The sequence below is a fragment of the Atopobacter phocae ATCC BAA-285 genome (assembly GCF_000526675.1).
GTDB classification, from domain to species: domain Bacteria; phylum Bacillota; class Bacilli; order Lactobacillales; family Aerococcaceae; genus Atopobacter; species Atopobacter phocae.
This window is the reverse complement of record NZ_JAGN01000035.1, coordinates 1-19,659: the sequence shown is the minus strand read 5'-3', so window position 1 is coordinate 19,659 and position 19,659 is coordinate 1. Positions and strand designations below refer to the sequence as shown.

General features: G+C 33.8%; 21 protein-coding genes and 1 tRNA gene. 7 read left to right on the top strand and 15 right to left on the bottom strand.

What is annotated here, in order from left to right; genetic code table 11:
* Nucleotides 1–208: transposase (locus tag L866_RS0106370; protein ID WP_025730259.1), on the bottom strand; the 208-nt coding region annotated here is incomplete at its 3' end.
* A 323-nt stretch (nucleotides 209–531) separates the two neighbouring features.
* Nucleotides 532–1,041, bottom strand: coding sequence for a COG2426 family protein (locus L866_RS0106365; RefSeq protein ID WP_025730257.1), 510 nt, complete (start codon nucleotides 1,039–1,041; stop codon nucleotides 532–534).
* Nucleotides 1,042–1,250: 209 nt separating this feature from the next.
* Here L866_RS0106365 and L866_RS09100 point away from each other — a divergent pair, with 209 nt between their 5' ends.
* Entirely contained in the window at nucleotides 1,251–1,994 is a 744-nt protein-coding gene (locus tag L866_RS09100; protein WP_025730255.1) for a YwaF family protein, read from the top strand.
* On the opposite strand, the gene L866_RS0106355 is transcribed toward L866_RS09100, so the two are convergent.
* The 3 genes from L866_RS0106355 to L866_RS0106345 are packed head-to-tail and all read right to left on the bottom strand — an operon-like array spanning nucleotide 1,991 to nucleotide 4,261.
* Nucleotides 1,991–2,833 (bottom strand): aldo/keto reductase, encoded by an 843-nt coding sequence (locus L866_RS0106355; RefSeq protein ID WP_025730253.1) that lies wholly within the window; start codon nucleotides 2,831–2,833, stop codon nucleotides 1,991–1,993. The genes L866_RS09100 and L866_RS0106355 overlap by 4 nt on opposite strands.
* Nucleotides 2,834–2,893: 60 nt before the next feature.
* Nucleotides 2,894–3,418, bottom strand: a complete 525-nt coding sequence (locus L866_RS0106350; RefSeq protein ID WP_084030312.1) for a Fur family transcriptional regulator — start codon at nucleotides 3,416–3,418, stop codon at nucleotides 2,894–2,896.
* Nucleotides 3,419–3,421: 3 nt separating this feature from the next.
* A complete protein-coding gene (locus tag L866_RS0106345) occupies nucleotides 3,422–4,261 on the bottom strand; it encodes a Cof-type HAD-IIB family hydrolase (protein WP_025730249.1) in 840 nt (279 codons plus the stop codon).
* A 486-nt stretch (nucleotides 4,262–4,747) separates the two neighbouring features.
* On the opposite strand from L866_RS0106345, the gene L866_RS0106340 reads away from it, so the two are divergent.
* On the top strand, nucleotides 4,748–5,038 hold the full coding sequence (locus L866_RS0106340; RefSeq protein ID WP_025730247.1) for a hypothetical protein: 291 nt from the start codon (nucleotides 4,748–4,750) through the stop codon (nucleotides 5,036–5,038).
* Nucleotides 5,039–5,181: 143 nt separating this feature from the next.
* Here L866_RS0106340 and ntdP read toward each other — a convergent pair whose 3' ends face one another.
* The 4 genes from ntdP to L866_RS0106320 all read right to left on the bottom strand — a co-directional run bounded on the left by ntdP (nucleotide 5,182) and on the right by L866_RS0106320 (nucleotide 8,581).
* Nucleotides 5,182–5,718: a nucleoside tri-diphosphate phosphatase gene (gene ntdP, locus L866_RS0106335; protein WP_025730245.1), complete on the bottom strand. Its 537-nt coding sequence runs from the start codon at nucleotides 5,716–5,718 to the stop codon at nucleotides 5,182–5,184.
* A 148-nt stretch (nucleotides 5,719–5,866) separates the two neighbouring features.
* Entirely contained in the window at nucleotides 5,867–7,015 is a 1,149-nt protein-coding gene (gene mutY / locus L866_RS0106330) for an A/G-specific adenine glycosylase (RefSeq protein WP_025730243.1), read from the bottom strand.
* A 17-nt stretch (nucleotides 7,016–7,032) separates the two neighbouring features.
* Nucleotides 7,033–7,953, bottom strand: a complete 921-nt coding sequence (recX, locus tag L866_RS0106325; protein WP_025730241.1) for a recombination regulator RecX — start codon at nucleotides 7,951–7,953, stop codon at nucleotides 7,033–7,035.
* Nucleotides 7,954–8,044: 91 nt separating this feature from the next.
* On the bottom strand, nucleotides 8,045–8,581 hold the full coding sequence (locus tag L866_RS0106320) for a hypothetical protein (protein ID WP_025730239.1): 537 nt from the start codon (nucleotides 8,579–8,581) through the stop codon (nucleotides 8,045–8,047).
* A 371-nt stretch (nucleotides 8,582–8,952) separates the two neighbouring features.
* Between L866_RS0106320 and L866_RS0106315 the strand changes: the two genes are divergently transcribed.
* From L866_RS0106315 to L866_RS0106305, 3 genes are all read left to right on the top strand, one after another.
* Entirely contained in the window at nucleotides 8,953–9,714 is a 762-nt protein-coding gene (locus tag L866_RS0106315; RefSeq protein WP_025730237.1) for a threonine/serine exporter family protein, read from the top strand.
* 2 nt (nucleotides 9,715–9,716) lie between these two features.
* Nucleotides 9,717–10,175 (top strand): threonine/serine exporter family protein, encoded by a 459-nt coding sequence (locus L866_RS0106310; protein WP_025730235.1) that lies wholly within the window; start codon nucleotides 9,717–9,719, stop codon nucleotides 10,173–10,175.
* A 72-nt stretch (nucleotides 10,176–10,247) separates the two neighbouring features.
* Nucleotides 10,248–10,320 (top strand) — tRNA-Arg (locus L866_RS0106305).
* Nucleotides 10,321–10,368: 48 nt separating this feature from the next.
* On the opposite strand, the gene L866_RS0106300 is transcribed toward L866_RS0106305, so the two are convergent.
* The 4 genes from L866_RS0106300 to gpmA form a co-directional block, all read right to left on the bottom strand.
* A complete protein-coding gene (locus L866_RS0106300; protein WP_211236686.1) occupies nucleotides 10,369–12,132 on the bottom strand; it encodes an ABC transporter ATP-binding protein in 1,764 nt (587 codons plus the stop codon).
* Between the two features lie 62 nt (nucleotides 12,133–12,194).
* Nucleotides 12,195–12,866, bottom strand: coding sequence for an O-methyltransferase (locus tag L866_RS08680; protein ID WP_035446298.1), 672 nt, complete (start codon nucleotides 12,864–12,866; stop codon nucleotides 12,195–12,197).
* A 28-nt stretch (nucleotides 12,867–12,894) separates the two neighbouring features.
* Nucleotides 12,895–14,304, bottom strand: a complete 1,410-nt coding sequence (locus L866_RS0106290) for a hemolysin family protein (protein ID WP_342664130.1) — start codon at nucleotides 14,302–14,304, stop codon at nucleotides 12,895–12,897.
* Nucleotides 14,305–14,386: 82 nt separating this feature from the next.
* The gene (gene gpmA, locus L866_RS0106285) at nucleotides 14,387–15,073 is read right to left on the bottom strand and encodes a 2,3-diphosphoglycerate-dependent phosphoglycerate mutase (RefSeq protein ID WP_025730229.1); all 687 of its coding nucleotides are present in this window, start codon (nucleotides 15,071–15,073) and stop codon (nucleotides 14,387–14,389) included.
* 263 nt (nucleotides 15,074–15,336) lie between these two features.
* Here gpmA and cbpA point away from each other — a divergent pair, with 263 nt between their 5' ends.
* Both cbpA and L866_RS0106275 read left to right on the top strand, forming a co-directional pair.
* The gene (gene cbpA, locus L866_RS0106280; RefSeq protein ID WP_025730227.1) at nucleotides 15,337–15,969 is read left to right on the top strand and encodes a cyclic di-AMP binding protein CbpA; all 633 of its coding nucleotides are present in this window, start codon (nucleotides 15,337–15,339) and stop codon (nucleotides 15,967–15,969) included.
* A gap of 262 nt (nucleotides 15,970–16,231) precedes the next feature.
* Nucleotides 16,232–17,584, top strand: coding sequence for a hypothetical protein (locus L866_RS0106275; protein WP_025730225.1), 1,353 nt, complete (start codon nucleotides 16,232–16,234; stop codon nucleotides 17,582–17,584).
* A 126-nt stretch (nucleotides 17,585–17,710) separates the two neighbouring features.
* On the opposite strand, the gene L866_RS0106270 is transcribed toward L866_RS0106275, so the two are convergent.
* On the bottom strand, nucleotides 17,711–19,258 hold the full coding sequence (locus tag L866_RS0106270; RefSeq protein ID WP_025730223.1) for a SpaA isopeptide-forming pilin-related protein: 1,548 nt from the start codon (nucleotides 19,256–19,258) through the stop codon (nucleotides 17,711–17,713).
* Nucleotides 19,259–19,412: 154 nt separating this feature from the next.
* The coding region (locus L866_RS0106265; protein WP_025729673.1) for an IS256 family transposase at nucleotides 19,413–19,659 on the bottom strand (247 nt) is incomplete at its 5' end.

Genomic DNA, 19,659 nt, shown 5'->3' with positions numbered 1-19,659 from the left:
TAAAGTCTCGTTCATAATAGCCATTTCTTTGACTCTGACGACTTTCGGATCGTTCATAGTCATCAGCCTGGATATATTCTGTTCGCTGATTTTCCATCAACTGGTTGAACACTGTTGTCAAAATGTTTTTAGACACATCATCTTTTACCGAATGTTCAATAATGCTTTGAACCTCTTCGCTATTCAGTGTAAAATGTACTTGGGGCATATAAAGTCCTCCTGGGTAGGTTTTCTGGTAAAAACATTGTACCGTAAAAGGAGCTTTATATGGCCTTTTATCTTTTACACAATTATATGGACTTTATCTAATATTTTTTATAGTTGTTTATCAATTCTATTTAATAACTAATAAACAAATAGCAATAACAAATAGTGAAGTATAAACATATTATACATAAACAAATTTTTTATGCAACAAATTTGCATAAAAATAATTAGAAGCATTATATTCAAAAAAAATGGGTCCAATCTTTTTTCATTTGCGGGATTGGACTCCAATTGTTTTAATAATAATATTTTGTTTCGATGAATTTATGATTGAAAGCCGATTAAACTCGGTACGAAGTAAGCGATAATTAACATAATGATGCATGCTGTAAGAATGCCTAAACTAATAGGGAAAAAGCTTTTTTTAGGAGATAAACCAAGTAATGCTGCAATTAAAGCTCCCGTCCACGCCCCTGTTCCAGGTAATGGAATAGCGACAAATAAATAGACACCTATCATAATTTGATTCGGATACTTTTCTAATAATTCTGCACCTTTTGAGTGTCCTTTTTGCTTGATTTTACGCGCAAACTTTTTTATTGGTCCATGATGTGATAAAATATCAAGGATTCGTTCAATAAATAAGATAATAAAAGGAACAGGTAACATATTGGCAATAACCGCTATTGGGGCAGCTTCATACCATGGCACCCCTAATAAACTAGCTGCAATTAAGCCGCCACGCAATTCCAAAATGGGAAGTATCGATACAAAGAATACGATCACTTTTGCACTGAAATAGTGTTTAAATAATGCAATAACTGTTTCTAACATGTGGGATAACCTCTTAACTTTCTATTGAATGATTACTACTATACTTTATTATAACGATTTTGTTCACTTTTTTGTCGAACAAAACGAGCATTTACTTAATTTTTAAAGGTTTTATGCGTACGCCGATAACGATTTCATCCTGAGGTCTTATTGACCATTCTAGTGTACTCAAATATAATAAACATGAACTAAAGAGAAGGAAGGTGTTAATGATGCATTTTTTTACCGCTCAATCCGACGGGTATCATTTGCAATTATTTAGCCCAGTTCATTGGGTAATGATTATTTTAGCTTTAATTGTCAGTGTCATTGTTTGGTGGGGGAAAAGCGAAAAAAACCACCATATCATCGAAAATATGATTTATGGTGGTTTAGTCGTTCAAGTAATTATGTTATATAGTTGGTATTTAATTGGTGGCTATAGTAGTCATAAAGAAGCTCTCCCACTTTACGGGTGTCGTATTGCCATATTATGTTTTATTATCGGCTACTTTATGAATCGTCCAAAATTAAGAACTATCGGATTTTTACTTGGAGGCTATGGTGCACCTCTAGCGTTAATCATGCCATCTCTTGATCCATTTACACCTATTCATTTAACAACGGTTTCCTATATTGTAGGTCACGTTCTCTTATGGGCGGCTACATTGGATCATTTAAAACATCATTTAGATTTATTAACAAAAGAAAACTTACGTTTCAGTTTACTAATGATTAATTTACTTCTATTAATTACTTGGCAATTTGATTTAACGACACAAAGCAATTATAGTTACTTTTTACAATCCCCTGTTTTAAGTGAGTTGTTCAATAACTGGTCACTTATTCAATATGGATTATTCGTCGTTTTACTACACAATGTCTTATTAACTGGAACTTATCGTGTCGCTAATAAATATCGTCTCAAAAATTTAGGTGATGAAGAATTATCATTTGATACAAAAGTATCTTAGAAATTCATTTCATCTGGGCTATGATTTGATCCTAATCCTTCTAAATGATTAATGATTTCCATCTGTTCTTGACTTAATTCAAAATCAAATACATTTAAATTAGATTGAATTCTATCTTGATGAACAGATTTTGGTAACGGTAAGAAACCGTGTGACAACGACCAATTTAATGCAATTTGTGCCGGAGACTTTCCTAGGTCTTCGGCCATTTTTTTGATTGTTTCGTTTTCAAATAAACGACCGGTTCCAAATGGACTATATGCTTCAACTTGAATTTCATGTTGTTCACACCATTCTGTAACTTCTGGTTGTAAAGCTCCTGGTGCTAAACGAATTTGATTAATCGCTGGAATAATACGAGCTGTTTTAAAAAGTTCTTCTAAGTGATGTACTCTAAAGTTCGATACACCGATTGCACGAATTAATCCCGCTTCATACAATTCTTCCATTGCTTTCCATGCTTGACGGTTTGGTTCTTGCCAATTTGGGCGAAGAGCTTTTGGATTCGGCCAATGAATTAAATATAAGTCGACATAATCCATCCCTAAACGTTCTAATGACTCATGAAATGCTTGCTTAGCTTCTTCGTAACCGTGCGCATCATTCCATAATTTTGTTGTAACAAAGATTTCACTACGCGGAATTCCACTGTCAGCAATCGCTTGTCCAACTGCTTTTTCGTTACGATAAATTGATGCCGTATCGATATGACGATATCCTGCTTTTAGTGCTTCTGTTACAGCAAAATATGCATCTTCTTCAGATGACTGCCATGTGCCTAAACCAATTGACGGGACAACGACTCCATTATTTAATACATACTCTTTTTTTAATTTCAAAATAATAACATCCTTTCTATTATTATTAAAAATGTAAAAAGGATAGTATATGCTATCCTTTTAATGTTTCATTAATTGATGTGGGTGAAGATCTGCCATATGTTCTTGACATTCCGGACAAATCCCGTGAATCTCCATTTGATGACTAGTTTTTTGAAAACCTGTTACGCGTTGAGCTACTAATTCTACATCAGATAACACTGGATACTTAAAGTCCACAATTTTACCACATGATGAACATATCGCATGATAATGAGGTTCATTATTATGATAGTAATCATAATGAGTCGAACCATCGTTTGATTGTAATTCAATAATTAAATCATAATCGATTAATGTATTTAAATTATTATATACTGTTGCCAAACTCATTGTCGGATACGTTTCGAGTAACATTTCATGTAATTGAATAGCCGTTGGATGCGTTTTTGATGATAGCAATGCTTGGATAACTGCTTTACGTTGCTCTGTTATTCGCACGCCTTTATCTCTTAAAGCATCTAAAAAGAATTCGTAATCATCGTGAATGTGTTCATGTTGTGGTGCGTTATAATGCGCTTGTTTTTCACTATTATTTAAAATCATACATCACTCCCCCTGTTCGCTGATCTGTTCTTGTGTATTATACTGGATTAAATACTCGATTGCTTCGCTGACGCCTGCTTGATCATTCGTTGTAACTTCGTAATCGCTAATTGCTTTCACTGCATCTGACGCATTGCCCATCGCTATGCCAATACCTGCTGTTTCTAGCATTTCAATATCATTGTTGCCATCACCTATTGCTGCGGCTTCTTCTAATCGTATTTCTAAATGTTGGCATAACCATTTAAACGCTGTTCCTTTATGAACATGTTTCTTTTGAATCTCTATTAAATGGTCCTGACTTCTAACCACATAGTATTGATCAAATACCGTTTGTGGAATTTGCGTGTAAAAGTTATCTAACACTTTTTTGTCATGACCAATTAATATTTTATAATACGATTCATTCGTTGATAAATCAAGTAAATTTGTCTGAATTAATGGCATATTCACTAAATTAGCGTCCCATGCCATCACTGAACTTTCGTTTGGACTAATTGAATAGTACGCTTCATCATTCGTCACTACCACGCCTGAATCAATATCGGGCAATAAAGCCACGATATCTCGAATATGCTCTGCTGTCAACGCCTCTTCATAAATTAACTGGTGCTCACTACTTGTTATAATGGAAGCACCGTTATTTGAAATAATAAAATCCTGATCTGTCAAATGAATTTGATTTAAAAAAGGAGTAATACCTTTCAACGGTCTTCCCGTACAAATCACTATTTTTAACTGCTTGGCGATTGCTTGATTCAGCGAATTAATATGTGCTTGACTTAATGTTTTATCTGAATTTAACAATGTCCCGTCCATATCGATCGCAATCAATTTTATCATACAATTTATCCTCATTTCTTTATAAAGGGTATACCCGTATAAGTGAATGCAACTAATACCGAAAAATATCTTCCCCCATTATACCACACATGCGCCTAAAAACATCAGCCATTTTCGATCTACTTTTGCTATAGTAAGGCAATTTATGTCCTATTTTTTATAGTTTTATTGAACGCCTTAATCTTCTTAAATCGCCATATTTCCTAATGATTATTTTCCATTTTTGTATAAATAAAATATTTTACAATAAATCTATTTCATCCTTTTACAAAATTAATTTTATCATTTTATTGATTTTTTTGAATGAAAATGATAGTTTTTGACATATTCTTTCACATATAATCCTCGTTAAAATAGTAAAAAAACTATTTATTTGTTTTTTAAATGTTATAAATTTCTAATCAATATTTTATCAAAAAAATAGTTGTACTTTTGAATTTTTTTTGTTATATTTTTCATACAACATTTTGAATAGGAGTGAAACAAATGATCAAAAACAAACTAAAACAAGGTGTAGCTTTATTATCGGTTGCAGCAGTATTTGCAGTAAGCTCAGCAAGTATTCATGCGGATGAAAATACAACTTCAGAACCTGAAAACACAATGACAATTCAATTTGTGCCAATGTCTAATCGCGGTACGGAAGGTTTAGACGGAACATTTTATATCACTATCAATAGTAAGGATAATGAAGGTCAACCTATTAACAAAATTCAGGTTCAAAAACAATTAGGCATGTTTTATGACTTTTTAAAAAATTTAAAAAACACAAAATAATAATTAAATCAACTTCACAAACTTCTTTAAACACTTTAATAAAAAAGAGAACCATCATAGCTTATAAAAGCTACTGATGATTCTCTCTTTTTTTATTTTTTAAAGGCTATTCAATAGCCTCTTTATTCATCCCACTAAAATTACTACATTCGATGAGTCAATTGACAATATCTTTCATACCAAATTTGAACAAATTCTTTGGAGAAGGGACCTTCTTCATGTTTAATCCAATCCACAAGTTCCTCTACTTGATCTAAAATAATTTGATTGATTTCGTCGGGGTAATCCATTTGTTTACGATGACGTTGGTACTCATCAACGTCTAATAAACGTTTTTCACCATCTGGGAATACCTTAATATCTAAGTCATAATCAATATATTTTAAAGCTTCTTTGTCCATTACAAAAGGTGAGGCTAAATTACAATAGTACGAAATCCCTTTGGGACGCAACATTGTAACAATATTAAACCAATACTTTTTATGAAAGTATAATATTGCAGGTTCACGTGTCATCCATTTTCGACCATCTGCCTCTTCAACGACCGTATGATCATTGACTGCAATGATTTGGTTATCACTCGTCTTTAATACCATACTATTTCGCCAAGTGCGATGCAACGAACCATCATGTTTGTAACTTTTTATGGTGATGAACTCTCCTTCTTTTGGACGGTACATCACATTTCCAACTTTCTATATCAGCATTTTATGTAGAAATTTCTCATAATGAATTATATCATACTTCTCGCTATTTATCTGAACGAAAAGACATTATGTTTAATTTTTCGTAAGAAGGTCGCTCATAAAGAAAGTAAGATATCTCCTGTTAGTCGGTTATTGGTTGTTGATATTGTTCCCATATTTTGTGCTGAATTTTAGGAAATCCCCATGTACTAAATTCATTAGGATGTAACCACATAAGTTCTGTTTCGAATGTCACATTGATTGGTGCTTCATCTAAAACGCGCACATACCATACGTCAACTGTCCAATGACGATGACTAAAAATATGACGAACTGATCCCAGTGCGTCGTTAGCTACGATGTAGTGTGCCAGGCCTAAGGAATCCAAGAAAGGCGTAATATCCTCTTCTTGCTCTATTAAAGGAACCATCCAAAAATTTGACAGTAAACCATCTTTAGGTCGCTTCAAGAATAAATAGTTTCCTTCATTATCTTCAATAATTAGTGCCCGATAAGCCTTTTCTTGAACTTTAGTCTTTCCTTCTTTAATCGGATAAATGGCTTGCGTTCCATTCAAATATGCTGCTGAATAAGCTTTAACTGGACTTTCTTCGACGCGGTAGCCCCGATACGATTCAATATCACTACCTAAATCCATTAATGCTTGATTAAAGTTTCCAGGCTCTTCATAACTTATTAAAGCTTGATGTAGTCGTTCAAATACTTTTCTATTTTTAGCTAGTCCAATGTCTAAATCAATTTCAAATAACCTTGCCAGTACACGCATCGCATTTCCATCTAACGCTGGGTATGGTTGATTATATGCAATACTGACAATCGCGCCAGCTGTATAAGGTCCAATCCCTTTTAAACTAATCACTTCTTCATAAGTCGTGGGGAAAGTTCCATTATATTGTTCAACCATTGTTTGTGCTGCTGCTTGCATATTTCTAACCCGACTGTAGTAGCCTAGCCCTTCCCATATTTTATGCAATTCATCTTCATTTGCTTCTGCTAAATCTGCAATCGTTGGGAACTTCGCTAAAAAACGCTGATAGTAAGGAATAACCGTTGCGACTTGTGTTTGTTGCAACATAATTTCACTCACCCAAATAGCGTACGGATTGCTTGTTTGACGCCAAGGTAAATCTCTTTTATTTTGATGATACCAATGCAACAAGTCTTTTTGAAAAGCAGCTATTTTTTCAGGTGCCCATAATTCAATTTGATACGTTTTTAAATAATCTTCAAAGGCTTCGTAAGGTGTATGTGGTCCGTATGTTAGTTTCAAAGTCTTCTCCTTTTTCATCAATCGTAATGCTCAGCCTCCCAATCTTGTTCATCTAACCATTTAGCGATTAGTTCACTAGGGAAACCTTTTTGATATAATCGTCCTTCTACTTGGTATCTTAGATTGGACCCTTTATGTTTTCGGCTTAATCTTCTTAAAATCGGACGAGATTGTTTATCTAAGTGTTCATATTCATCGTCACTTAGTTCATCCCAATTCAGTCGCTCTTGAATAATTGTGATTATCGCCGAAGCAAATCCTTTCGTCATAAGATGCTCTGTTACTTTTTGTTTTGCCTCACGCAATGATTGTTTATTTAATCGTCGCTGATATTTTTCAGCTAAATGCCAGCCAATTTCTACTTGATCATCTAGTTCATAAAGTAGTAATGCTTCTTCAATAAAGGCAGGACTAACTTTTTTCTCGCGTAACTTTTGCTTAATCATCCCTGGACCTTTAGAGGCTGTCACCAATTCTGTCCGTACAAAACTTTTAGCATATTCTAAATCATTTAAATAACCTGTTTTAATCAGGCGAGCCATCACTTGGGCTATCGCGCGTTCTTCTACTTCTTCTTTCATTAAATAATGCTCCACTTCTTTTTCTGTGCGTAAGCGACGGGATAGATAACGTAAACTTTTATGGTACGCGCGCTCAATAGTTTCATAGGATTCAATCTCTTCTAACTGTTCATCTGATAAATGATTGCCTTTTAGTAGACCAAATTTAATTAACGTTTCGGTTGATACACCAAATCTAAACGTGCCATCAATATAAATATTAAAACGCTCTTTGTCTTTTTTTTGTTGTTGAATCGATGTAATTTTATTCGTTTGCTCTTCATCAAGGTTAGCGCTTTTAATGATTTCTTTTGTTTGAATTTCATTTAAACGTTTAGGTAAACGGATGAGTTTCTGTTTCGTTTTTTCTTGTTCCATAGGCGCTCCTTTCAACAATCTTGTCGTGTGTCTCTATCTAGTGTAAGTTGTTTTTCAATAAATTACAATGTAGACTTTTTTTCTAAAGCGTTTAAGCAACTACTCCATAGAGTCGATAATAATTTGCGGGTTGCCATGTTGGTAGTGACGTTTGAAATAACAATTTTGACGCAGGGCTAGTCATTAGTTTTCTATAAATAGTGGGCTTAATAGGCCATACGATTCCTTCCCCAAAGAAACAAACAACGGAATGTGGGCGCATTTGGACACCTTTTAAAAGGGAAAAATTCATCCATGCTCCTTGTTGGCGTTTCGTACCATCAACTGGAAAGAAAAAATGATTAAAATCATAAACTGGTTGATAATAGCTACGTGATTGGTATTGTCGGTATTGACGATAAAATGGTTCAATTTGATTAAAAATACGATTCAATAATACGCCAATCGATAACTCACTCCATAGCCATTCACCTGATACTAATAGTAAGCATGACTGATTATTACAAGGAAAGATTCCTACTATCTCTTCTGATTTAATTTGCTTCAGGGGATCGTATTGTATTGGAATATATTGCTCAACTTGATAGGTTTGACATATTTCTTGAATGTGTTCAATCATTTTCGTCATATGATTCACCTCACGTTTAATATAGTCATTTAGATGAAAGATGACGAAAGACGATTTCGACAAATAACTTCGAAATATAACATGCTCCCCCAAAAATTTAATACCTTTTATGAGTAAACTCTTCTTATTTTAGAATGTTTTCGTTATTTGAACAGACTTTATCGATTATTTTGTCACTTGTTGTTCAATTTGGCCATTAATGATTAGATTTATCTATTAATGGTCAAATTAATCAATAAATTATCTTTTCACCCGTTGCATTGCTTATATTTGTTATTGTCATTCACTTATATCTATCGAAATTCACCACGCACTCCCATGAAATCGTGGTATAATAAATGGCAAATCTTCAATTGATGAAAGGAGCGCCTATGACCCCGAAAAAAGTTAAAAAGTTAGTCGATACTGCCGTGTTAGCTGGCCAAATGCTCGTTGAAAATAATGCAGAAACGTATCGAGCAGAAGAAACGATGTACTATATTCTATCCACTAGTCACTTTGAAGTCATTGAAATTAATGCAATTGGTTCAGCTGTTTATCTTACCATTGACGATCCTTCCATTGCTTCAATTAGCATGATGAAACGTGTGAAACGGCGTGATACTAACCTTTCTAAAATCGAGAAAATTAATAGTATTTCTAGACGTTTAGTAAAAAATGAAATCACTGTCGATCAGGCTTATGATTTATTAAAACAAGCCGACAAAAGTGAATTACCACAATGGCTAAAAGAACTTGGTAACCTCTTATTAATGGGAGGATTAGCGATGATGTTTAGTGGACAAATTAACGAAGCGCTAGTCGCAATTCCAGTTGGAGTGTGGTTTGTTTTCATGAATTACATTGATCGTCATATCGATTTAGGCTTTTTTGTTAATACGGTACTATCAGTCTTCTTGATGACGACTTCCATTATATTAATTCATCATCATGTCTATAATCATTTTAATGTTAATTTGACAATAATTGGGGTTATTATGCCTCTTGTGCCAGGCACACCTATTACGAATGCCATTCGTGATGCCTTTCGTGGCGATTACTTATCTGCATCTGTACGGGCTTTAGAAGCCTTCTTAATCGCTGTCTCGGTTGCACTTGGTGTCGCTTTAGCCTTTTTATTGATGGGAGGATAACAATGAGTATACTATTACAAATTATCGGAGCAGCTATTGGCTCTTTTTCTGCTTGTTTAATTTTCGAAGCACCACGATTTAGTTGGAAAATTAATCCTTTTTTTGGCGGAGCGGGTTGGGCTTTATATTTGTGGGTCATGTACTACTTTCAATTTAATGTACCGAGTGCGACTTATTTCGCTAGTTTAATGATTGCTATTTTATCCCACTTATGTTCACGACACTTTAAAGCGCCTGTCACAGTCTTTTTTATTCCAGCCTTTTTCCCTTTCGTTCCAGGTTACGGTATGTATAAAAGTGTGTATTCCTTTATGTTCGAAAGCGTTGAAAGCGGGTTGAATGAACTGGGTCAAACTTTTGCAGTAGCTGGTATGATTGCCTTAGCGATTTTTACAGCTGATTCAGGTTTCCGTATTTATTCTAATATTAAACGTAAAATTAAAGTAGGCTCTCTAAATTAAAGAGACGACTTAATTTGTTATTCTGACGTTACTCTAATATGTTATAATGAAATTAGTTATTTTACCTGTATTGACCCCGTAGCTCAGCGGATAGAGCACACGTTTCCTAAACGTGGTGTCGCAGGTTCAAGTCCTGCCGGGGCCGTACAATTTAAAAAGGACAAGTCGTCATTTTTGACCACTTGTCCTTTTTTTATCGACTTCTTGTATACAATTGATAATAATATCCTTTTTTAGCCATCAGCTCTTCATGAGGTCCTTGTTCAATGATTCCTGTATTGCCCATTACATAAATAATATCACTATCTTCTACTGTCGTTAAACGATGCGCGATCGTCACTGTCGTTCGACCAACGGCTAATTGTTCTAACGATTCTTGAACAATTAATTCGCTCTGATTGTCTAAGGCAGAAGTCGCTTCGTCTAAAATTAAAATTGGCGGATTTTTTAGAAAGACGCGTGCGATGGAGATACGTTGCTTTTGTCCGCCAGATAACCTGACACCACGCTCTCCTACATACGTATGATATCCCTCTGGTAACTCATTAATAAAGTCTGCCGCTCCTGCTAACTCTGCCGCACGAATCACTTCCGCTTCACTAGCATTTGGCTTACCATAGCGAATGTTATCTAACACCGACCCTGAAAATAAATAAACATCTTGCTGAACAATTCCAATTTGATCGCGTAAACTTTTCATGGTTACATCTCGCACATCTTTTCCGTCAACCCGAATGGCGCCACTCGATACATCATAAAAACGTGGGATTAAATGACAAATGGTCGATTTACCAGCTCCACTTGGTCCGACAAATGCGACTTTACTCCCCGCTTTAATATGAAAACTAAATTGCGTTAGAACTTCTTCCTCACTACTTGGATACCGGAAATCTACTTGGTCAAATTCAATATCACCTTGTACATTTTCTAATTCAATAGCATGTGCTGCATCATACAAATCAGAAGTAGTTTCCAATGTTTCTTGATAGCGTTCAATCCCGGTCATCCCTTTTTGGAACTGCTCAGTAAATTGAACAATTCGTTTTACACTTTCAAACAAGGTATTCACGTACATAATAAACACAATCATATCCCCTGCATCGATTTGCTTATATAACATGAGTAGCCCACCACCAACTAAAACAGAAAAATACATCAATCCGTCAAATATTTTCGTCACTGTATGGAAGCCCGCCATTGCGTAGTAAAAACTTTTCTTAATTGAGAGAAAATGTTGATTATCTTCTTCAAATTTTTCTTCTTCAATCGCTTCATTAGCAAAACTTTTAACCACTCGTATTCCTAATAAGCTTTCTTCAATATTAGCATTTAAATTTCCAACTTGTTGGCGTTGCATTAATTGGGCGTCACGCATTTTACTTCGGAAAATTGTAGCCGTTAAAAACATAATGGGAATTAAACAAAAAATAATTAAAGCAAGTGGTAAATGAATTTGTCCCAAAACAATTAACGCGACAATCATCTTAATCGCACCAATAAAATATTCTTCCGGACAGTGATGAGCAAATTCGGTAATATCGAATAAATCATTCGTTAAACGAGACATAAGATGTCCGACTTTATTTTCGTTATAGTAGGCATCTGGGAGCGTTTGAAGGTGTTTAAATAAATGACTGCGCATATCTGTTTCAATTTTTGCTCCCATAATATGACCCACACTCGTCATAAAATAATTCGCCACGAGTTCAATGACTTTAAATAGAACGAACCACAAAGCTAAACGTGTGATGACTTGTACAGTCAAACTCTCTATATTATAAATCCCATAATTTGTGAGTCGTCGCATAATTAAAGGTAATGTCATTTCTGAGACAGTTGTTAAACTAGCGCACATTAAATCTAAAAGTAAAATCCATTTGTATTTCATGAAGTAAGGTCGGATTCTCTTAATCAGCTGCCAATTCGTCAAACGTTTTGATGATATATCTTGCTTCATTTCACTCGTTCCTTTCTTATGACGTAAAATAAGACTGGGAAGTCCCAGCCTTATGGTTTATTTTATATTTTTTTGGTAATGACCATTAATCCATCCCCTAGTGGTAATACACTCACCTTTAAATCCGGATGATTTAGTACATCTTGAAACAATCGATTTAACTTTCGATGAATATTCCGAACTCGACGTGGAATGGTTTCAATCGGATCAAAAATTGTTCCTCCTTGAAAGACGTCATCAATCAAAATGACTCCGTTAACGGCTAACAAGTTTAATGCTAGTGGCAAAAATTCAATATATTTAGCTTTTGCACTATCTAGAAAGATGACATCAAACGGACCAAATTCTTTTAATTCTTCTTTATTCAACCAGTCCATTGCATCACCCTTCAATAAATGAATAGGATACGTAGTCTGATTCGTTTCGAAAGTTTTCTCAGCTTCATCCCACATGACAGGATTCCGTTCAATAGTCCAAACAGGCGCATATTGTGCCATTAAACTAGCAGAATAGCCAATTGCTGTGCCTACTTCTAATATCTTTTGAGGTTGTTTGATCGTCAAAAGTTGGTCTAAGTAAGCTGCTGTTTCGCGAGGAATAATCGGTACTCGTCGTTCATTTGCACTATGCTCTAATTGGGTTAAACGGTCTGAAAGGGATGGTAAATTGTCTCTTAAAAAATGAACAATTTTCTCCATTACAACGGGTCGATCCATCATTTCATTTAACTTCATTGCAATATATCCCTTTCACTTCTTACATTTATTCTTGTTCTAAGTCAGTTATTTGTTTCTCTTCAACTAATTTCTTTTCGTAAACTTCAATTTTTTTGATTCGGCCATTTTCAATTTCAATTGGTTTTAGAATATGTGCACCAATTTGAACTTCGACTGATTGATCCGTTTCATCTTCATCTGGGAAAAATCCGAGTTCTTCTAAAACGTAACCTGCCATTGTATCCACTTCATCACTTGAAATAAACTCATTAAAAATTTGTCCAAAGTCTTCAATTGGTAACTTACCATCAATAATATAATGACCTTCACCAATCTTTTTAAATTCTTCTGACTGTTCATCGTATTCGTCTTCGATTTCTCCAACAATTTCTTCAAGTAAATCTTCCAACGTAACAATCCCTTCAACTCCACCGTATTCATCACGAAGTACGGCCATATGTTGATGTTCTTTTCTGAATTCAATGAGTAAATCGTCAATATAAATCATCGCTGGTACAAACAGTGCTTTATTCATGATTTCTTCTAAATCAATCGCAGCAAAACCTTGTTCACGCGAGGCTTTTAACACATCTTTTGTATGGATAATTCCAATCACGTTATCTTTATCTTCACGATAAACTGGTAACCGTGAAAATGGACACGATAGAATAATTTCTAAATTCTCTTCAATCGAATCTTCCACGTCTAACATCGTTGTATCTGTTCGTGGCACCATCACTTCTCGCGCTAACTTCGTATCTAAAGATAAAACGCCTTGCATCATCGTGAATTCATCCAAATCAATAGCACCGTCATTTCGACTATTAGCTAGCAATAGTTTCATTTCGCTACGTGTTAGCTTCTCTTCTTTGTTTTTGAATTCGATTGGTGTAAGGTGTTTTAAAATACTTGTTGAAGCAGACAACATCCATATAAACGGTCGAAAGACCATTTGAATGACGATAATAATACCGGCTGTCCGTCTAGCGATTGTTTCAGGTAATTGCAATGCTAACTGTTTGGGATATAATTCCCCAAATACTAAAGTGAAATACGACAAAACGAGCGTAACAATAACAAGCGCTATGGAATTGGCTGCAGGTATTCCATTGAATAATGGCTCAAGCCGTTTCACAAAGCTAGTTGCAGCAGACGCACTTGAGAAAAATCCAGCGAGTGTAATGGCAACTTGAATGGTTGCTAAAAAGTTATCTGGTTCTTCTAATAAGCGTACGACCCGCTTAGCTTGTTTGTCACCCTCATTTGCACTACGTTGCATCTTGCCTTGATTAATTGACACAAATGCAATTTCACTTGCCGCAAAAAAAGCATTGACTAATGTTAATATAAAAATCGTTAATAATTGGACGCCCAGGGGCCCGGCCCCAGAATCATTGCCCATAAATTCTTCTCTCCTTTTAATTTGTTCGACATATCCTTTGTACTTAATGTGCACAAGGTAACACCCCTATGATGAACTAATTTAAGGAAAAAAGCAAGTCATTCAGTTAATAATCTTTCATTAATTGGCTACTTTTTTATTTAAGAATTGTTTTGCTTAAAACATTGAGATGCTCATCTAATTCGTAGACAATCGGTTCACCTGTCGGAATTTCTAGTGACGTAATCTCATCATCACTAATTTGTTCTAAATATTTACACATTGCACGCAATGAATTACCATGAGCAGCTACTAATACATTTTGCCCTTTCATAATTGCTGGTACAATTTGATCATTAAAATAAGGCATCACACGATTTAATGTTATTTCTAAATTTTCGGTTGTTGGCACATTGTCTGGATTCAAAAAGCGGTAGCGTCGATCCATTTTAAATTTTTGCGCCATTTCCGCTGTCATTTCTGGTGGTGACACATTGTATGAACGTCTCCAAATGTGAACTTGCTCGTCTCCATATTTAGCAGCAGTTTCTGCTTTATTCAATCCTTGTAAAGCACCATAATGACGTTCATTCAAGCGCCAACTTTTCGTTACAGGGACAAATAGTTGGTCTGATGATTCAAGCACGTAAAATAAAGTTTTTATCGCACGTTTTAAGACAGATGTATATGCTATATCTACTTCAATTCCTGCTTTTTTTAATTTATCACCTGCAGCACGTGCTTCTGCTAACCCTTGTTCACTTAAATCAACATCTTCCCACCCAGTAAATAAATTAGCTTGGTTCCATTCACTTTGACCGTGACGAATTAGTACTAACTTCATTTTATTTCCTCCTCATTTATAAAATTTAAACAAATAAAAAAATTAAGTGCACTTAATAAATAAAATTATACGCCTAAATTCGTATATATTCAACACTCCCCTTGCTAAACTCCTATTTATTTTTTTATTACTTGTTTTTAATAGATTTTTTTAATTTTTAATGGTATTATCATTTTATGCAACAAACTATAAACTTCACATTTTTAAAATAATAGATATATATATTAAATTTTTTGAGTAAAAACTAAAAAAGGAGTGAGACGATGATTATTCGCTCATTAGCAATTCCAAAAGCTAGTTTGACAATCGTCAAAGAAAGTTCCACTTTAGAAGAAGCTTTAGCTACTCTTGAAGAATCTGGATTTCGATGCGTCCCCATTCTAGACGAAAGTGAATCAATCTTTCGCGGGAATATTTACAAAATGCATATCTATCGTCACAAAGCAAACGGTGGCGACATGTCACTACCTGTTACCCATCTATTAAAAAATGCAACAAAATACATTAGTGTATCTAGTTCATTTTTTAAAGTATTCTTCACTATTAAAGAATTACCTTATATTGCTGTTCTCACTGAAGATAGTAAATTTTACGGTATTTTAACGCACAGTGCGATGTTAAACATGTTACAAAGTTCATGGGGAGTTAATTCAGCAAGCTTTGCTATTGCTGTTATCTCAGCCGGTGACAAAGGTGACTTAGTTAATATGGCTCGTACGATTAACCGTCATTCAACTATCGCAAGTTGTATTACTTTAGATTCATTAGGCGAACGAACTTTAAATCGTATGGTATTCACTTTACCACGCAATGTATCTGAAGAAACTTTAGAAAAAATCATTAACGATTTAGAACGTCGTCACTATACTGTGGCTGAAATTGAAGATTTACGTTAATCTTTTATTTTAAAATTTTAAGAAGATAGTATTTCTTAAAATTTTAAGCTTATGATGTCCCCTCAAAAGTTAGAACAACCCACTAACTTCTGAGGGGTATTTGCTTTTTATATAAGATAGAGTGTTGCTTCTATCATTTTTCGTTTCATTTACCACATATATTATATCTTTATTTGTGAAGTTTGTATCAAAGTTAAAAATTTTAAAACATCAACAATTAATTTTTAATTTTATTTTATTAAGTAAAAGGAGCTGTTTGTATATGATATTCAATTTGTCAAAAAAATTTGTGGCATTTTTTCTCACAATTTTATGTCTCTCAATTCCAGTTATAAATTCTGTACATGCGGATAGTTTTTCGCATCCACCGATTCATCAAAAAGACTTTCAAGAACCAGAAGGAACCCATTTAATTATTAATTTAACAGGAATCGATTCAGCAGGAAATGATTTAGTTTATCCTAACTTTTTAGAAATCCCTTTACAAGTCGGTCAACAACTAACAAAAAGACAACTAATCCAATTTACTCAAACGATGATTGATCACACTGAACCTAATCGTTACAAAGTCATCGATTTCGCAGAAGATACTCAAATCACTTTTTCTCTAACTAATCATAAATTATCCTATCCTATCTCTGAAACAGGTTTTCAAGTTCCAGATTTAACGAAATTGTCGAATAATCCGGCGTTGTTATTAAAAGGAAAAGTTATTCTGCAAACTCTTAATTCAATAGATGATTATGATGAAGAAGATGATTTTTTACTTGATATTACTCCTGTATCTTTGCCAGCTAATCATCATAGTATCCAATCTGTCGAATATGAACATAACGTAATATATACAAAACGAGAAGGCGACCATTTAATTAATACGGGTCTGTCACAAACTACATCGACAGGCACTAAACGAACAGGAGAATCATTTACTTCAGAAGAATTATTTGATATCACAAATCGCCATTTTTCAAAAACTAAAGAATACGCGGAAGGTTATCGTTTAGTCAAGCGGCTAAGTACTCAAGTCACTGAAGATTTTATGAAAACGCGTTTAATTTATGATACAGATAAAGATACTATGTTCAATTACACAATAAGCTCTAATCGCCCACCGGCTGAAACTCATACGGACAGTATTGATGAAATCTATTTTATTTCTAAAAATACGGATGATTATACACCAATCACTCATCATTTAACGATTGAATTAGTCGATACTAAAGGAAAACTGTTGAAAACATACAATCGAATACTACTCTCTTCACCACAAGAAAAAGATGTTCATAGTTTTTTGAATATGAATCAACTCAAAAAATTTGTGAGTAAAGATGGTAGTACTTATTTATTTCGAGGACCCATTCAAACCATTAATTCGACTACTTTTCAAGTGACATACGATGAAATAGAAAGTTATTCAACGTCTTCTATGATAAATCGACCAAATACATTTCATAAACCATTCAATCCATCCACATCAATTATTAAACCGATTAATTCAATAATGAAACCAGTTAACTCTAATACTATATATCGTCCAATTATAAATCAGTTGACTTATCGTCCATTGGTGCATTTTAACTATCATTACTTCATCTGGTCCTTTAGTCGATTCTAAATTATATTAATTTGTCTATTTATTTAAGCAAAAAGAGAATGCCTCGTGCACATCAAGCACATGAGACATTCTCTTTTTTATTAGAATAATACTTTTTTGTTCATACAATCTAAAACGTTTTAATTTTTAGATTACTTCTCTATTCGTATATTTATACAAATAGCCACACATTATTAAAAGAATTACGCCACTTAATAAGTAATAAAATTCTCCCGCACTACCTGTTTTAGGAAATTCTCCGCGTCTATTGGTAACAATAATGTCATTTTTAATAAATTGTTTACCATTTGAAATGATTTTGCCACCCTTTACTTCAATACGTGCTACATAAGGATTAGAAGGTAAGCGATAACCTGCCGGAGCTTGAACTTCTTTAATGTGGTATACTCCATCTTCTTTGAAGTATGTTTTAAAGTATCCATTTTTTGTTTCCCATTTGGAAATCTTTTCTTTTCCATTTTCAAAAGTCCATGATTTTTTATCTCCACTCTTGTCTTCTTTCTCAATTTCAAAAAAGGCATGATCTAACAATTTTCTTGTTGTTTCATCTTTTTTTATTAAAGTGATTTCAACGCCGATTGATTTATTAGTAATTTCCTCATTAAACCCATTTTCAAAATTAACTTGTCCTTTTTCATCAATTTTAAATCTAGAGACCTCTTCTTTTGGCATTTCATATCCATCTAACGGTTTCAATTCCCACAACTGATACTGTTCACCTGGCTCTAAATAATTCAATACAATTTCTCCATTGCTATTTGAAACAATTTGATTTTCAACAACTTCTTCATATAATTTTTTATCTTTTACATATTTTCTTAATTGGAAAATAACACCTGGCAATGCATGTCCTTCTGTGTCTTGTTTCTTTAATTTTACATTGATTCGTTCATTTGGAATCGTTAAATTGATTCGATTCCCTACTACTTTAGCTGTTTGACTATTTTTAGTAAAGTTTATTTCAGTACTTCCATTTAAAGATTTTAAATTAAATTCAATTGGGGCAATTTTTAAATGTCCTTTTGGCGCTTTAGTTTCAGTTAATACATAATTTCCTGGTTCTAACCCTTCAAAATTAAATTGATTTACATTATCATTTCCCCCAATAGTTACATTATATTTTTTATCTACTGATTCCAATTTAAAAACTGCACCTGCTAAGGATGTTTTTGATTCCTTATCAATTTTTTTAATATGAATTGATAGCTTTTTATGGTTTACCACATGGAATGGATTTTCATTAGAGTAATCCTTACCGTTAATTGTGTATGTTCCATCTTCCTTTAAAATTAATTGATATATTGTTTTTGATAATTCAAATCCATTTGGCGCTTCAATTTCTTTTAATGTATAGTTCCCTGGTGCTAATTTTTTAAACTCAATAAGTCCGCGATCTTTTGACGATTCACGTTGTATTAAAGCATTCTTTGTATTGTATATGCCAAATGTTGCTGGATTATCTTTTTCAATTGGCTGATCAAACTGATCTGTTTTTAGAATAATTATATCTTTTAATTTTTTAAAATCAGCTCCACCGCGCGCTATTGTTGGCTTGTATCGATAATAAATTATTGGTCTTCCTAAAGAGAAAATACTATTTTCCAATTTTGCACTGTTATAATAATATCCATCTTGATCTGGTTTTAATTTTCTAGTTTTAATTCTTGCTACCATTGTTTTAGTACTTAAATTTGTTGTTTTAAAAGTTATTCTATAATTATATTTTACATTACTTTTTCCAGTTTCATTAACTTGTTTACCTTCAATTAAAACTGAGTCAAGTCCATAATCTTGTGTAAAAGTTTCTAGTACAATGTTCTATACTCTCTTACTGGTTAAACTTGATATACTTTCTTTTAGAACTGATCCATTCGTCATGCGTGTCCATCAGGACAGCACCAATTAAACGATTGGCTGACACACGATTGGGGAAAATACGAATAATCTTTTCTCTTCGGCGTACTTCTTGGTTCAATCGTTCAAGAAGATTAGTACTTTTTAAACGATTGTGACTCTTATCCATTACTGTGTATTGGAAGGCATCTTCGAAGCCATTATCTAAAGTCTCACAGGCT